The sequence below is a fragment of the Pedobacter ghigonis genome (genome assembly GCF_903166585.1).
GTDB lineage: Bacteria > Bacteroidota > Bacteroidia > Sphingobacteriales > Sphingobacteriaceae > Pedobacter > Pedobacter ghigonis.
Genome location: NZ_CAESCM010000001.1, coordinates 554,484 through 573,159 on the forward strand (window position 1 = coordinate 554,484; position 18,676 = coordinate 573,159).

3 protein-coding genes are annotated in these 18,676 nt (G+C 43.1%); all 3 read right to left on the reverse strand.

What is annotated here, in order from left to right; all coding sequences use genetic code 11:
• Positions 1-7: 7 nt before the first annotated feature.
• Positions 8-14,194, reverse strand: a complete 14,187-nt coding sequence (locus HWV58_RS02265; RefSeq protein ID WP_175632503.1) for a Calx-beta domain-containing protein — start codon at positions 14,192-14,194, stop codon at positions 8-10.
• Positions 14,195-15,153: 959 nt separating this feature from the next.
• Entirely contained in the window at positions 15,154-16,659 is a 1,506-nt protein-coding gene (locus HWV58_RS02270; protein WP_175632504.1) for an alpha-L-fucosidase, read from the reverse strand.
• A gap of 137 nt (positions 16,660-16,796) precedes the next feature.
• On the reverse strand, positions 16,797-18,671 hold the full coding sequence (locus tag HWV58_RS02275; protein WP_175632505.1) for a RagB/SusD family nutrient uptake outer membrane protein: 1,875 nt from the start codon (positions 18,669-18,671) through the stop codon (positions 16,797-16,799).
• Positions 18,672-18,676: the final 5 nt, after the last annotated feature.

Genomic DNA, 18,676 nt, shown 5'->3' on the forward strand with positions numbered 1-18,676 from the left:
TGAAGTATTAAAATTTTCTAACAATTGTGATAAAGCCTCTTTTCGCTTTTACACCGTTACCCAGTTCTATAATGTAGTAGTAGGTATTTTCATCCAGCGGTGTGCCGTTGATGGTACCATCCCATTCGTTATTATAGTTCTTTTTAGCGTACACTTCTCTACCTGCTCGGTCGAATATGCGCACCTCATTGTTTGGATACATATCGATGTTCTTAATCACAAAGAAATCATTTTTACCATCTCCATTTGGTGTAAGCACGTTGTTGGCAATCAAATTGTAATCTTCAATTACGGTAATGGTAATTGTTGCAGTACTGGTACAACCTGAAGCATTGGTGCCCGTTACGGTGTAAGTGGTAGTTTGTGATGGACGAACAGTAAGCGTAGCCGAATTCTGACCGCTAATTATACCAGCAGCAGTTGTCCAGCTGTAGTTCAATGCTCCGCTTGCTTTCAACTCAACGGTTTGCCCTTTACTTACACTTGTGCCCGGTGTGGCAACAATCTGAACTTGCGGTATTGGTGCGGCCGATAGGGTAAATGTGCGGCTAAAGGTATCAGTACCCCCGTTTAATGTACCACCATTATCTTTCACTGTTACAGTGATAGTTGCGGTACCACCTGCAGGGTTTAATCTGTAGGTTAGCACGGCATTACCGCCTGTAGGCGGCGTTACCGAAAGTGCTGCAAAAAGCGCAGCATTATCGGTACTTACATTTAAAATAGTGGTTTGGTTTTGCTCTATACCAGCTGTAATACCGGTTAATGCAATGGTTTGTGTTGTACCGCTTACACACACCTGCTGGTTGGCAATTGCTGCCAGGGTTGGCGCGGTGTTTAGCGCTGCAATAACGGTTAACATCTGGGTTACATCTGCTGCTGAGTTATAGATAGCATTACCCGCCTGTGAAGCGATAATATCTGCATTACCTACTCCTACAATGGTTACTGTATTTCCAGAAATTGTAGCTACTGCCGGATTGCTACTAATATAAGTAACCGGATTTCCTGAAGCTCCACCTGTAGCATTGAGCGTTAAGGTACCCTCTCCCAAAATTTTAACAGGTAAAGCTGTAAAGGTAATTACCTGGTCCATTTTATCATTATCTGCAATGTTAGCTGTTGCCATAGCGCTAGCGCCAGAAGTACTAAAATTGAAGCTTGCTGATTTACCTCCGGTAAGCGTTAAAATAACAGTTTCAGTACTTTCATAAAGGTTATCATCATTTACTATCAATGGTATACTTACTGCACTTTGGCCTGCGGGAATAATTACAGATCCGCTAAGTGCCGCATAGTCTGTTCCTGCGGTTGCAGTTCCGGATACGGTGTAATTTACCGTGATGGGTTCTGTGGCGGTAAAGCCTGTTGGCAAGTTGATGCTAAAGCTTCCGTTAGTTGCCGGCTCTGCTGCATCTGCTGTTTTAGTGATACTCAGTACCAGATTGGCAGCCAGATTGTCGTTATCAGCAATATTTACCGTTGCATTTCCTGTAGCGGTAAAGCTAAAGCTTGCTGAAGTCGCGCTGGTAAGGGTCGCAACCACCGTTTCAGTTTGTTCAATCAACTGATCGTCAATTACCGTTACCGGTACAAATACGCTGTTTTGTCCTGCCGGGATAGTTACCGTACCCGAAAGTGCGGTGTAATCAGTTCCAGCAGTTGCGGTGCCCGATACCGAATACTGCACAGTTGTGGCTTCAGTAGAAAGTACGCCTGAAGGCAAACTGATCCTGAATGCTCCATTAGTACCTGGCTCAGAAGCGTCTGTATCTTTCGTTATTGTTAATACCCTGTTAGCAATCACAGTACTTTCATCATCAGCAATGTTTACTGTTGCATTTCCTGTAGCCGTGAAGCTAAAGCTTGCCGAGCTTGCTCCTGTTAAGGTTGCAATTACAGTTTCAGTTTGTTCTATCCACTTATCATCAATTACGGCTACCGGTACAGATACACTGTTTTGTCCTGCCGGGATAATTGCGGTACCACTTAAAGCGGTATAATCAATTCCAGCTGTTGCTGTACCCGATACAACATAATTTACTGTAATGGCATCTACCGAGGTAATACCTGTTGGCAAGCTAATGTTGAAGCTACCAGCTGTTCCTGGTTCAGCAGCATCGGTTGTTTTAACAATGCTCAACACACGGTTAGCCGTCGTATTATCATCATCAGCAATATTTACCGTTGCATTGCCAGAAGCGGTAAAGCTAAAGCTTGTTGAACTTGCATTGGTTAAAGTAGCAATTACCGTTTCGGTTTGTTCAATCAATTTGTCATCAATTACTGTTACCGATACAGGTACATTGTTTTGTCCTGCCGGGATAATTGCTGTACCACTTAAAGTGGTATAATCAGTTCCAGCTGTTGCTGTACCTGATGCGGTATAATTTACAGTGATATCTTCTACTGAGGTGATACCTGTTGGTAAGCTGATAGTAAAGCCTCCCGCTGTTCCTGGCTCAGTAGCATCGGTTGTTTTAACAATGTTCAACACACGGTTAGCGGCGATGTTATCATCATCGGCAATATTTACCGTTGCATTGCCAGAAGCGGTAAAGCTAAAGCTTGTTGAACTTGCATTGGTTAAAGTAGCAATTACCGTTTCAGTTTGTTCAATCAACTTGTCGTCAATTACTGTTACCGGTACAGATACGCTATTTTGTCCTGCCGGGATAATTGCTGTACCACTTAAAGCGGTATAATCAGTTCCAGCTGTTGCTGTACCTGATGCGGTATAATTTACAGTGATATCTTCTACTAAGGTTATACCTGTTGGTAAGCTGATAGTAAAGCTTCCCGCTGTTCCTGGTTCAGTAGCATCGGTTGTTTTAACAATGCTCAACACACGGTTAACGGAGATGTTATCATCATCAGCAATATTTACCGTTGCATTGCCAGAAGCGGTAAAGCTAAAGCTTGTTGAACTTGCATTGGTTAAAGTAGCAATTACCGTTTCAGTTTGTTCAACCAATTTATCATCAATTACTGTTACCGGTATAGATACGCTGTTTTGTCCTGCAGGAATAATTACTGTGCCCGAAAGTGCAGTGTAATCTATTCCTGCGGTTGCTGTACCCAATGCGGTATAATTTACAGTAATATCTTCTACCGAAGTGATACCTGCTGGTAAGCTGATATTGAAGCTTCCCGCAGTTCCTGGCTCGGTAGCATCGGTTACTTTAGTGATGCGTACCACACGGTTAGCCGCGATGTTATCATCATCGGTAAGGCTTACCGTTGCATCTCCTGTAGCAGTGAAGCTAAAGCTTGTTGAACTTGCACTCGTTAAGGTTGCAATTACTGTTTCAGTTTGTTCAATCAACTTGTCGTCAATTACTGTTACCGGTATAGATACACTGTTTTGTCCTGCAGGAATAATTACTGTGCCCGAAAGTGCAGTGTAATCTGCTCCGGCGGTTGCTGTGCCCGATGTAGTATAATTTACAGTAATATCTTCTACCGAAGTGATACCTGCTGGTAAGCTGACGTTGAAGCTTCCCGCAGTTCCTGGCTCGGTAGCATCGGTTACTTTAGTGATGCTTACCACACGGTTAGCCGCGCTATCGTCATCATCTGCAATATTCAAAGTAACTGGTGTTGTGTTAACTGATATACCGAAGCCAAAACCAGCTGTACTTGTACCTTGTAACGCCAAGATTACTGTTTCGCTATGTTCGATTATTTTATCATCAACTACCCTTAGCGGAACATCTACATAATTCTGTCCTGCTGGAATTGTTATTACACCCAGACTAAGATAATCGGTACCTGCACCAGTGGCCGTACTGCTGTTATTGATAAAGTAATTTACATTGATGTTTACCGGACAAAGGATATTTGGCGGTAAGCTTACACGGAAATTACCATTTGTACCTGGTTCTGCTGCATCAGCAGTTTTAGTAAGTGTTACCAACCTGTTTGCAACTGTATTATCCTCATCGGTAATATTAAGTGTTGCACTGGCAGATGACGGAGTGCTTGAAACAGGGAAAGCAAAGTTGGTAGAGGTTCCACCAGTTAGGGTTACAATTACGGTTTCGGTTGATTCCATGAACCAATCATCAATCACCTGAACATTTAAAGGCACACTATTTTGTCCTGCTGGCAATACCACACTACCACTTAAGGCAGTGTAATCAGTACCTGGAGTGGCAGTACCTGTTACTGTATAGTTTACAGTTACATCTTCCGAAGAAGTGATGTTAGTATTTGCCTGAAACTGGATGCTAAATGCGCCATTGGTTCCAGGTTCAGCACCATGTGCCGTTCTCACAATTCTCAATGTTCTATTGGCAGCTATGCCAGAGTCGTTATCGGTAATATCTACCGTAGCGGTTGCGCTACCTGTCGCTGCATTGAAGGTTAATCCCGCTCCTGCACCACCTGTAAGGCTTAACGTTACGGTTTCTGTTGGTTCAATCACTAAATCATCTGCCGGTGTTACTGTTATGGCAACACTGTTTTGTCCGGCAGGGATAACAGCTGTTCCACTTAATGCGGTATAATCCGTTCCTGCTGTTGCAGTGCCAGATACAGCATAATTTACCGTAATGTTCTCTGCTGCGGTAATTCCAGCCGGAAGACTGATATTGAAACCACCGTTAGTTGAAGGTTCTACTGCGTCAGTTGTTTTACTTACACTAAGTGCAAGGTTTGCCGGAGCAAGACTTTCATTATCCTTGACATTTACAGTTGCATTGCCCGCAGCTGTAAGTAGAAAGCTAGTTGAACTGGCGCCAGTTAAGGCAGCCGTAACCGTTTCTGTTCTTTCAATGATACTATCATCTATAACTGCCACCGGAACATCTACACTGTTCTGACCAGCTAAAATTACTGCTGATCCGGTAAGTGCCGTGTAATCTGTTCCTGCTGTAGCTGTTCCAGATATGGTGTAGTTTACGGTAACATCCTCACCAGCGGTAATTCCACCTGGTAAACTGATGTTAAAGTTTCCGTTTGTTGCTGGCTCTGCTGCATCTATTGTTTTACGGATGCTAATGGCCAGGTTCGCAGGAATATTATCGTCGTCTGCAAGATCTAAAGTTGCAGCAGTTCCACCGGTAAAGGCTAAGCCTGTTGCTGTTCCAGAAGTTACTGTTAAGGTTACATTCTCAATACCTTCAACCTGCTGATCGTCGATTACCGTTAATGGTATATCTACACTATTGTTTCCTGCAGAGATAATTGCCGTACCCGAAAGTGCATTGAAATCCTGTCCGGCAGTTGCCGTTCCGGTTACTGCATAATTTACTGTTATATCGCTAGGTGCACTAAGTCCTGCTGGCAATGCTATATTGAAATTCCCATTGGTAGCTGGCTCTGCTGCATCAGCCGTTTTACTTACGTTCAATACCAGGTTCGCTGGAATGTTGTCATCATCATTGATGTTTACCGATACGTTGCCTGTTGCAGTATAAGTAAAGCTGGTGCTGCCACCGCTAACTAAGCTAAGCCTTACCGTTTCGGTTTGTTCAATAATCTGATCATCAATTACACTGACAGGAACAATTACGCTGTTTTGTCCTGCTGGTAAAGTTATGCTACCCGAAAGTGTTGCATAATCGATACCTGCTGTTGCATTACCTGCAACGGTATAGTTTATGGTAATGTTTTCTTTAGCTGTAATACCAGTAGGCAAAGCAATACTTACGCGACCTGAAGCATTAGGCTCTGCAGCATCATTTAACTTACTCATGCTCAGTACTAAGTTTGCAGGCGTATTGTCTGCATCGGTTATATTTACCGTAGCATTACCATTTGTTGTATTAGCGGTGAAGTTAAAGTTGGTAGATTTCCCACCTGTTAAAGTTAATATTACCGTTTCAGCTCCTTCAATCTTTTGATCGGCAAGGGCAGTTACTGGTATTTTAACTTCGTGACTTCCTGCCGGGATTACTACAGAACCGGTTAAATTGGTATAGTCAGTACCGTTGGTAGCCGAACCGTTAAGTGTGTAATTTACGGTAATTGCTTCTGCTGCTGTAGCAGTTGTACCTGGTAAACTGATGGTAAACTCTCCATTTGTACCAGCTTCAGTTGCATCGGCAGTTTTAGTTACCGAAAGCTCCAAGTTAGCCGGTGCAGTATCATTATCGGTAATAATAGCTGTTGCCGGCCCACCAAATGTGTAGGTAAAGCTAGGTGAAGTAACGCTGGTTATGGTAGCAATTACATTTTCGGTCCCTTCAATAATATCATCATCGGTTATGCGCGCGGCAGTAGTAACTCCATTTTGTCCTGCAGAGAGGGTTACTGTACCGGTGAAATGAGCCGCGGTAAAACCAGTGTAATCAGTACCTAATATTGCACTACCACCAATGGTATAGTTAATGGTAACGGCTTCTGAAGTATTAATACCCGTTGGCAAAGCGAAATTGAACCTTAAAAGACCAGCATCACCCTCTGCACCATCGCGGAAAACAGAAACATTCATTACCCGGTTTGCAGGCGTATTGTCATCATCGGCGATATTCACCGTAACTGGTGTGGTATTAACCGAAATACCAAAACCAAACCCAGCGGTACTCGAGCCATTCAGCGCCATTTGCACTGTTTCTGTATTTTCAATAAGCATATCATCAATCACCCGCACCGGTACATCAACATAGTTTTGACCAGCAGGAATAACTACAGTACCCAAATTAACATAATCTGTACCAGCAGTAGCGGTACTTCCAACGTTATTGTAATTTGCTGTGATATTTACCGGACAAAGAATATTTGGAGGTAAGCTTACACGGAAGGTGCCGTTTGTAGCTGGTTCTGCTGCATCAGCAATTTTAGTAAGGGTCAACAATCTGTTTGCAGTCGTATTGTCCTCATCTGTGATATTCGCCGTCGCACTCTTTAAAGCTGCAGTGGCCGTGATAGGGAAATTAAAGTTATCAGAGTTACCGTCAGTAAGTGATACGATTACAGTTTCGGTTGATTCCATATACCAATCGTTAATTACCTGTAACGGCAAGGCCACACTACTTTGTCCTGCCGGCAATACGATGCTACCACTTAAAGCCGTGTAATCAACTCCAGGAGTAGCGGTTCCTGCAACCGTGTAGTTCACCGTAATATCTTCTGATGAAGTAACCCCACCAGTAGCATCAAATAATATGCTAAATCCTCCGTTAGTAGCGGGTTCAGCAGCATGTGCAGTTCTGGAAATCCGCAATGTTCTTTTGGCTACAGTATTATCGTTATCAATAATATCTATCGATGCTGTTTCATTACCCACTGCGGCAGTGTATGCACCAGCGGTACTTGTACCACCTGTAATGGTTAAGGTAACGTTTTCTGTGAGTTCGATCACATTATCATCTACAGCATTTAGGGCTATAGCTACGCTATTTTGACCCGCTGCAATAATGGCCGTTCCGGCTAATGCAGCATAATCAGTAGCACTGGTTGCTGTACCGCCCACAGTATAATTAATAGTTACAGGCGCAGATGCGGTAATGTTATCTGGTAATTTCAGGGTAAAACCTCCCGCAGTTCCCGCTTCTGTTGCATTAGCTGTTGCTACTGCACTGAGCATACGGTTTGCGGTAGTATTGTCATCGTCTGCAATATTTAAAGTTGCAGCTAATGAAGCGGCATCAGGAGTAAAGTTAAAGCCATTACCATCTGTACCACCTGTTAAGGTAAGGGTTGCCGTTTCTGTACCCTCTACTATTTTATCATCGATTACTGAAACCGCAAGCGGTACACTATTGGCATAGGCCGGAAGTGTTACCGTAGTAATGGTATAATCGGTATTGCGAGTAGCACTGCCACTCATGTTATAATTAAGGGTAATATTAGCACTGGAAGAATAACCAGCAGGCAGGCTTACTGTAAAGTTACCTGATGTATTTGGTTCTGCGGCATCGGCTGTTTTAACCACTTTGAGTTTCAGGTTAGCAGCGATTACATCATTATCTGCGATGTTGATCGCAATGCTCTCTTTTGCCGGGTTGGCTGGAAAAATAAAGGCTCCACCTATTCCATTGGTTGCACTTCCTGAAAGCACTTTAAAATTGACCGTTTCAGTTGGTTCAAAAATCTGGTCGTCTAACACATTCAACGGAACAGCAACACTGTTTTGTCCTGCCGGAATAGTGATGGTACCAAAGCTTTGATAATCCAAACCAGAAACTGCTGTACCCGAAACGGCATAGCCTACTGTTACCGGCCATGCTGAAGTAGCACCACCCACCAGTTGAACGGTGAATGATCCATTGGTAGCAGGCTCTGCTGCGTTTATTCCTGCAATAACCTCTATAGCTGTGGCGCTTGATGCGTTTACATCAACAATACTTACTACAGCTCCGTTTCCGGCTGGATCAATGGTATAGGTAGTAGAAGCAGATGTTGCCGCAGTAAGGGTTAAAGTTACCGTTTCTGGCCCTTCAACCTGACTATCGTCTATTGCATTTACATTAACAAATACTTCGTTAGTACCTGCCGGGATTAGGATGTTGCCACCACTAAGTCCAAGTAGCGTATAATCTGCAGGACGCGTAGCTGTTCCTCCGGTAGATAAAGTAATGGTAATATCTTCAGCACTGGTTACACCTGGAGGTAACGATATGCGGTACTGACCGTTAACACCACCTTCCACGGCATCCGAAACTTTGGTTAATAGCACAACAGTGCTATTGCTCGCCGCATCGTCATCAGTAATATCAGCAGTGGCACTGTTTGCTGCAGCTGGTGTGTAGTTGAAATTAGTTGAGGTCCCGCCTGTAACTGTGAAGATTACGGTTTCGGTATTCTCAATCACTTTATTATCGACAACCACCAATGGAACTTCTATACTGTTTTGTCCTGCGGGGATAATAACCGAACCCGTTATGGCCTGATAATCGGTAACGGGTGTGGCCGAACCTGAAATATTATAACCTACTGTAATGTTCTCGGAGGCCAGTATACCATAAGGCAGGCTTACGGTAAAAGCACCATTTGTTGCGGGTTCAGCTCCGTTTTGCGCCGTAACCGATAGGGTTCTGTTAGCAGGAGTGTTATCCTCATCTGTAATATTAAGGCTGGCATTTGTAGCTGACGGATCAGGAGTGAGCGTGAATATGGTACTTGCACCTTGTTTAGCTACACCGTTGATTACGGTAAGTGTAACTGTTTCTGAAATCTCGATCAGGTTATCGTTAATTACATTGACCGGAACTTGCACACTATTTTGTCCAGCAGGTAAGGTAACGGTAGTAGCCGAAGCACTGGTGTAATCAGCACCATACGTAGCTGTACCGGTAAAGGCATAAGTAACTGTAATGGGTAATGAACTTACATAACCTGTTGGCAGGCTAATGGTAAAGTTGCTATTGGTACCAGGTTCTGCTGCATTGCCATTGCTGGTTACAGCAAGCAATTTAGTTGCTGCAGTATTATCATTATCAGCTTGCAGTAAAGTAGCAGCAGTATTAGCTGGATCAACACCAAAGCTACCTGCAGTAACCGTAGTACCGCCAGTAAGTGTTAATATAATATTTTCTGTTTGTTCTATAATCTGGTCATCCAATGCTTTCACATTAATTACCACATTGTTTTGGCCTGCTGGAATAATAGCACTGCCAGACAAGGTTTCATAATCTACCCCGTTGGTTGAAGTTCCACTCATGGCATAGGCAACGGTAATATCTTCTGTTGCCAATATACCCGAAGGCAAGGCAATGGTGAATATACCGGCATTGGTTGGCTCATTGGCATTAAGCTGCGCCGTTACGCCTAACAAGCGGTTCGCTGGTGTATCGTCATCATCCGTAATAGTTACGGTAGCATTTCCAGCCGTACCATTAATAGTATAAGTATAGGTGGCAGAAGTACCGGTGGTCAATGTAGCCACCACGGTCTCTGCCGTTTCAATGATTCCATCGTTAATTATATTAACCGGAACAGCTACGCTATTTTGTCCGGCAGCAATTGTTGCAGTACCGTTCAAAGTAGTATAATCGCTTCCTGGTGTAGCAGTACCGGTAACGGCATAGTTAACGGTAATATTTTCAAGGGCATTTACTCCTGTTGGTAAGCTAATGGCAAAAGCACCGTTGGTAGCAGGTTCTGCACCATCAGTAGTTTTAGTAATGCTCAATACACGTTTTGCCGGATCGAACGCATCAACCGTAATGGCTGTTGTGCTGGCTACCGAACAGCCACCTGTACCTGTAACCGTATACAAAATATTAGTTGTTCCAGCCGCAACACCCGTTACTACCCCGCTTGCATTTACGGTCGCTACTGCGGTATTACTGCTGCTCCAAACTCCAGCAGGTGTGGTATTGGTTAAGGTAATATTGTCGCCTACAAATAAAGCTGTTGGTCCTGTAGTGGGATTAACGGTTGGCATAGCATTTACCGTTACCGTTTGTTGTAAGGTACCCACACAGCCAGTGCCATTGGTCACCGTGTAAATGATATCGGTCGTTCCTACTGCAACACCTGTTACCGCACCCGCAGCACTAACGGTAGCTACAGCGGTATTACTGCTACTCCAAACACCACCTGTTGTAGTACTGCTTAGATTGGTTACTGCACCTACGCACACATTAGGTGTACCTGTAATTGGGTTAATTACGACATCGCTTCTGGTAATTACAATGTTATCTGTACGCGAACAGCCATCAGGATAGCTCACCGTTACCGTATAAGTTCCCGGGCCTGCCGCTACCAAAGTTGGATTGGTGCTTCCATCGCCCCAGGTAAATGTTGCCATAGGCGAAGCAAAGAAACCATCTGTTTTAATGGTATATGGAAAATCGCCTGCGCAGAGTGTTTTATCTGCTCCAAGGCCAAGTATTGGTGTGGTATTGTTATAAGGAGCAATATTCCAGTTGGTATTGCCGCCTAAATCTTCAGAGTGTTCTAAAGCCTTAAACGGCGTTATGCCTGTTGCACTAATGTTGCGCAACCTCACATAGTCAAACTCTACGTTACCTGCGGTTTTATTCACAGTAAATGCGCCTGCAGCCGAGCTGTTAATCTCAGTTAAATTACAAGGTGTACCGCTGCCAAACCAATTTTTTGTAATGGTATTGGTAGATCCGCTGAGGAAGGTGTACACTTTACCCGGCGAAAAGATTAAGGTTTCGATGGTATTACCTGTTCCACTGATAGCACCTTTGCCCTTAAATTCTAAACGGCCAATGTTATTATTATTACCAATATTAGCTACAGATGAAGCTGATATGTGACTGAAAAGGAGGTCGCTCACAGTGGTATTGTGCACATAAAAATCGGTACCATTAGAGCCCGAGGCATCTACAATGTTGTAGCTGCCTCCATCTACTAAAAAGCGACGGGCTTTTATAGTTGAATTGGTTGCCGTTAGGGTTTTCAATGCTCCCTGGTAGCGCCATGCTCCCGTAATATTGGCTCCCGTAATATTTATGTTAGTAGCAGCGGTTGATCCTGTATTATCAAAACCGTTGATCGACATGGTACGGTTACTCAGGTCAAGCCCTCCACTACGTGGGAAAAAGTAAGCTACCGTATTGGCAAAATCATCTAATAAGGTAACAGTATAACCAACAGGTTTAAGAATAATTACCTGTAAAGCACCTGTTCCACCTCCATTAGAGGTAATACTGGTATTAGTAGCTCCCGTAAAAGTAAGTGCTGCATCCATTCTCACTGCCGCATTCATTACCAGGTTGCCCCAAACTTCAAGATCAAGCGTGACTGGTTTAGTAAGACTTGGACTAAATTTTGCACCTGTCCAGTCCATGTTATGGCAATAAGCCTGTGTGCTGTTAATGGTTACAGCACTGCTTCCGCTGGTAAAACTATTTGCATCAAAAAATACATCGTTGGCTACTGTAGGCACGCAAGCACCACCTGCACCACCGCTGGTTGTACTCCAATGTGCAGCATTGCTCCAGTCGCCAGAACCACCTACCCAATATCTTGCACCAGCACCGGCCGCAGTAATGTTAAAGCCAGTATTTCCGCCAGCATCCGCACCAGTAATGGTTACTGGTAAACCGCTGCCAGTGGCCGTCATGTTTTGTAAGTATACATTATTGAGATCGCGCGTAGCCGATGGCCCAAAGTTAATCGTTGCTGCAGCTCCCTCCGCTCCTCTCAGTTCACCCAAACCATTACAATCCGGGTTGTTAAAACGGAAAAGCCCGGTTACTGTTTGTGTATTCCAGATGGCATAAGGCTTGGAAGGAGCCAGCAAAAGGTTGGTAATGGTATTGTTTCCCCGCAATAATCCACCTGATTTAAATTCTAATGTTCCAACGGTATTGTTACCCAGTAAACCACGCAAACCATTTGCAGGAGCAGTGTTGGTAAACACCAACTCATTGATGGTTGTATTTTGGATATTAACCTCATCAAGAACGGTGTTACAATATACTTTTGGATAGTTAAGACCATTTGAGGTAAAACCACGCATCGAGGTAATGAAAGAACCTGCTCCATTATTAACCCAGGTAACATTTGTTGCTCCCAGATTCCAATAATTAATGGTGATTGTGGCATTGCTGATGTTAATTACCCGACCTACTCCACTGGTACTGTTAAAGAGGTTAATGTTGATGTTGCGGCCAGCCATAGACAGCTGACCTCTTGCATGTACAATATTAAGATTAGGAAAAATAAGATCATCTAATATGGTAATTCCACCGTTTGGAGTTGTTTTATCGATATTAAATTGAGGATTACCCAAACTTGCCCCCTTAGAAAGAAAGGTAGATGCTTCTGCACCCCTTAGCTGGATGCCCCCCTTCATAGTTAAAGTTGGATCCAGCTCTACTGAACCCCAGATTTCCAATGGATATCCGCCAATATCTAAAATAGGTGAATTGCTCACATTGTTCCAGGTCATATCATGACACCTGATGGTGCTACTTGCCGAAACTGTTTTATTGGCACTGGTGAAGCCACTATTGGCATCGAATATTACATTATCTGTGGTAAAAGGTACACAGGCTCCACCAGAACCTCCACTTGTTGTACTCCAGTGTGCTTTGTCATTCCAGTCGCCACCGCCACCTACCCAGTAAAGCGTAGCGTTTCCTGAAGCACGGGGTGTTATATTCCAGCCCACATTACTTCCTCCATCTTCCCCTATAACTGATATAGGAGCGATATTTCCCAATGCGGTAAGGCTGGTAATTAAAACGTTTTTGATATTAGTCGTCGCGCCTGGTCCGAAGGTAAGTTTAGCATTTGCATCTATCCCCCGCAATTCGCCCAAAGCATCACAATCTTCGGTATTTAACTGCATTGAGGTGTTAATGGTGTTGTTGCCATGAAAAATGTAACCTTTTCCTGGCGCTAAAATCAATTCTCCAATAATGTTGCCTGCGCCAGCTATTCTACCACCGCCCTTAAATTCCAAACGTGCTATGGTATTATTCGCGCCTATTCTTTGTGTTCCTATTTGTGAAGTCGAATTGTTTAATATTAACTCTTGAAAAGTATTGCTGTTGATCTCCATATCAGGATTATCCCTTCCCGGCAAAACCTTCGCAAAGGTCAATCCGGTAGAATGGAACATATCGGCTGTGATGGTTGATCCGCTTGCCGTCAGGGTCATATTAGAGCCACGGGTATCCCACGTAGAAATGATATTAATGTTTGAATTACTAATATTCAGCGCCCTTACATTTGCATTATTACCATTAAAGCTAAAAATCTCATGTGTTTGGCCAGACAGGTTCAATGTACCTGCTGTAAGCACCAGGTTTTGAACCGCCAAATCTCCTTTCATCCCATCTAACAAGGTAAGCGAGCCTCCTGGTTTGTTTACGATAAAAGAGTTATACAAGCCTGCTGTATTAACTCTCACAGCACCATTTGTACGGAAAGTTGCATTGCTACTTCCTGTAAAATTGATTACCATGATGGCATATCGTACACTGGCTGCAAGTTCCAGATTCCCGTTAATCTGTAGCTGAAAACTGCCATTATTCCTGAAAATGGCACTGGTAGTGACACCATTCCACGACATGTTACGGCAATAAGCATGTCCGGTAGTTGGCAACGTTACCAATGTGTTGTTAAGCAAACCACTGTTGGCATCAAAATAAACGTCATCCCCCGTTCCAGGGATAATCGATTTATTGGCTACGCCACCAGAGGTAGAGGCCCAATGGTTTAAGTCAGTCCAGTTACCTGCACCGCCCACCCAATAGTAGTCGGCAGCGAAAGCACTAGACATAATCAGCATCAACAGGCTGCAAAGTAGTAGTCTTTTCATGTTATTTGGGGATAGAATTTAAAGGATGCAATGATCAGGTTGCAACTAAATAGAAATGCGATAGATTTAATTAATGGGAGTAGATTGATTAGCTACACAGCACTCCCTGGGCAGTTTTTTCTTCTAAATCGATTAACTAAATCAACAAGGCATGACGTAGAAAATACCGATAGGCAACGCTGGCCACAGGTTGCTTTATAAAGCTACGAAGCAGAGATGTTTTCATTATATAGAGATAGATGGATTTAACGACGAGAGTTGAAAGAGTTGTTAAAATTAAGCGTAGGCGTTTCCTATCAGCCAAAACGCTAATTTCTAATACAATCTCTTAAATAACTGGGAATAATTGTCAGTTGTGATTCGCTGTGCAGCGCACAGGGTAGACACCAATTGCTGTAGTCAATTGCTCGGGAGCTCATATTAATAATTTAGACGGCTAACACTTAACCTATTCGCTTTCAGTAGCAAATAAGCGTTGTGGCCACGAATATAATGAGCTTTTTCAAAAAAAATCAGCATTTAATTCTAAAAACAATGTTACAAATGTCAATAACAAAAATAATATTCTGATAATCAACTAAATATAATTAATACTACAACACAATTCTTTTAAATTCTGAACGTTGCCTTAAGTGTTGTTTAGTATTTAAAGTTTATAGCGATTTTAAATGACAAAAAATCCTCAATATAAATATTATTGGTTTTCAACCAAAACCATCTTACAATAATGCTACTCAATGCGCCCAGCTAAATACTGTATTCATTTTGGGTAAAAAAAATGATCGGCAAGCCTACCGACGAGGAGCAGGAAAAACTAAGAAACAACATAGATGAAATGAGCGAGTTGCTGTTTAGATAGTTTTGCTATAGCGATTATTATGCGTACCGGATACTAATAAAAGAGGACAGCTGCAATACAACTGTCCTCTCTGTTCTGTTTTTATCTGTAAAAGCTTATCCTACTCTTTTTCATTTAAAAGGTACAAACCAAATTCGGCCAGTGTTGGGTTTAACCTCGAGGCCAATATCTTAAACCTTACTTGTTTAGCGGTAACAGGTTTAAATTTTAACAAACGTTTATAACCTACTGTAGTACCGGATGCAAAAATTTTCCATTCGGCACCATCAAAATATTCGGCTTCAAACTTTTCTATACGCTGGCCCACTGCAATATTTTCCTGCAGGGAGAGTACATTAAAGGTTGTGTTTTTTGCCCAGTTTAATTCGATAGTAGCTGTACTGTCATTACCTGCTGTTGTAAAATAAGTATTTAATTTACCATCGAATATTGCTTTTAAGCCTTTGCCTGATGCTGAAGTGACAGTTGCCGACTGAGCAATATTATTAGTGAAGGTATTTTTCATTTTCTGGCCAAAAGCAGCCAGGTTTTTAACATCGCTCTCGGCTATTAGCCCCTGGGTATTGGGCGGAATATTTAAAAGTAAAACCCCGTTTCTACCTACTGATGTAAAATAGATATCCATTAACTTCGCCGGCGTTTTAACTTTAGCATCTTCGTTACTGTGGTAAAACCATCCCGGACGAATGCTTACATCAGTTTCGGCCGGATACCATACCAAACCAGTTGCATTGGCCAACTTACTGCGACTGCCACGGTCCTGATCTTTATAAGACCCGGTTAAGGTAGGAATTACATTTACATCTTTTTGAGATAATGCGGCTATTTTCTCCTGACTCTGCTCACCCATAGGCAACACACTCCACTCGGTTTCGCGGCCAACACCTGTTTCGGTACCAACCCAACGTACATCGGGGCCCTGCACAGCAATAACGGCTTGCGGCTGTAATTTCCTGATTAGGGTGTACCAGCTATTAAAATCGTAAACCTGCTTTTTACCATTAGGTCCTTCGCCATTTGCGCCATCAAACCAAACTTCATCTACTTTACCATATTGGGTAAGCAGTTCGGTGAGCTGGTTTATAAAATAAGTATTGTAGGCATCTGTTCCATACGAAGCATTGTTGCGGTCCCAGGGCGATAAATAAACCCCAAAGCCAATGTTGTATTTTTTGCAGGCATCGGCTACTTCTTTTACAATATCGCCCTTTCCTTGCTTATAGGGCGTGTTTTTTATACTGTGTGCTGTAAATTTACTTGGCCATAAACAAAAGCCATCGTGATGTTTGGCAGTAATAATGGCCTGTTTAAAGCCTGCATCTTTAATTGCTTTAACCCATTGCTCTGCATTAAGTTGTGCCGGATTAAATGTTGCAACATTTTCTTTTCCATCGCCCCACTCCCTATCGGTGAAAGTATTGATACCAAAGTGAAAAAAAGCAGTTAATTCGAGCATTTGCCAGCGCAGCTGTCGTGGTGAAGGGGTTACATTAGCCGCCTTACTAATAATGGTACTTTCGCTATCGCCGGGCGAAATGCTTACAATGCTTTTCTGTGCATATGCCTGAGCGAAGAGCAGGGAAATTATAAAAGTTATCTTTTTCATTTGTGTTGTTGGTTGTATTGGATAAACTTAATTGGGGCCATAAATTTATGGATAAAAGCAACAGCAATTAAGCTGCTGCTTTTAAAGAGCGCATATTTTTGAAACTTTTTAAATACCAGGATGCTAATCCAGCTAATTTACCATCCGGGATTCTGAACCAGTTTGGTACTTTTCTGAATTTCTGACAACGGGATTGGCCATAAATAGTAGGCGCGGGTAAATACCCTGGTTTCATACTGGGTACGTTTAAGGAAATCGGCATCGGTTTCAGCCCCCACATTCATTCCGTAAAAAGCGCCCCCCTGGGCACCCTGCCCAGAGGCATTTTCGGCAATCATCCACCTGCGCACATCAAAATACCGCTGACCTTCAAAACAAAGCTCTACCCGACTTTCCTTTCTGATTGCCTCGCGTTGCAAAGCCTGATTGCCCATAATAGCTGGATTACTTACACTCCATTTCGGAATCCCTGCCCGCTCGCGTACTAAATCTACATACTGTGCAATTTTAGGATCGGCCGGGTTAACTTCGTTTAAAGCTTCGGCATACAACAAATAGAATTCGGCCAGGCGGAAGATAAAGGAAGGACGGTAAAAAGTTTTAGGCGCTGTGGTTACCGATTGACTTACCGTTCTGTTTAATCGTTTATACATGTTGTAGCCGGTAATCGAATAATTGGAAGCAATATCATTACCATTTCCCTTCGTAAACTTAATCAGCGCATTGGTTACAGGCCACCTTTTCCCGTGGTAAACTATAGAGGCATAAAAACGGGGCTCACGGTTTACATACATGTTAAACGTTCCGGCTTCCGATCTTCCTGCAGGTATTTCGGTAACGGTAGAAAAGCCTGTTTCGCTATAACCTGAGCCTGCATCGTTGATAGATTTACCGTTTTTCATAAAAAAGGCATCCACTAACTCCTGTGTGGGGCCAACATTTCCATAACCTCCCTGGCTCCTCGGCGTTGCCCGGCGCACCAAACCATCTCCCGAAGAAATGCTTCCATAAGCTTCATTTCCACTTGCCCAAATTACTTCACTGTTCATGGCCTGAAACAATTGGTAAATAGATTTATCGGGATCTAATACTCCTGCCGTAAATTCTCGGTACAAATCATATTTGCCAACCGAAAAGCTGATAAAATCCTGGAGTGCATTAACGGCTTTTTGCCATTTGTTGTCATCCTTTGCAGGGAACAGTTTTTTACCACTCTTATTGGTTAAGGCCATGGCTTCAGCAAAACCACCATTGTACAATGGGCTGGCAGCCATAACCAGTATTTTTGCCTTTACAGCAAGGGCAACACCTTTGGTCGGCAGAGCGAGGTTATTGATATCAGTTAAGGGAATATATTCATCCAGATCTGGTGCTACAGCATCCATCTCTTTAGTCACAAAATTAACCACTTCATCAACACTGTTGCGTTCAAAATCCAAATCTGCGTCGTTGGGATTAACAGCCTTATCCATAATCGGAACTGGTCCGTACAGTTCGAATAGCAAATAATGATAATAAGCCCTTAAAAACCTGGCCTGTGCCATTAGCTTTTTGTATTCTGGCTCTTCAATGGCATCGGCAACGGTACCACTTGATGAAGTGCCACCAACACGGGGTATAACCTTAGCATTGCCCATAAAAACATTGGCCTGGCGGATATACAGGTATAAATCCCAGCGGCTAAAGGGTGCATTTGACGCATTAAAACCCGCCGGTGGTTCTAACCTGAAAGCTCCCTGCTGGTTTCTGTTTTCATCGGTAAAAGCTGGCCAGGGATTATCGACTCCTCTAACCGCCGTAGTAGATAACTGAAAAACCATTGCTGATGAAGTGCCAATACCAGCAAAAATATTGCGGTGAAAAGCACGCGCATTGGCAGGAGTAGAAAAAATCTGGTCGAGTGAAAGCTGCCCTGCAAGCTCATCAGATACATTTAAATAATTTTTACTGCACGACCCCAGGCTTATGATTATGCAACACAGTAAAAGGACTTTATATATTATTGATTTCATTATTT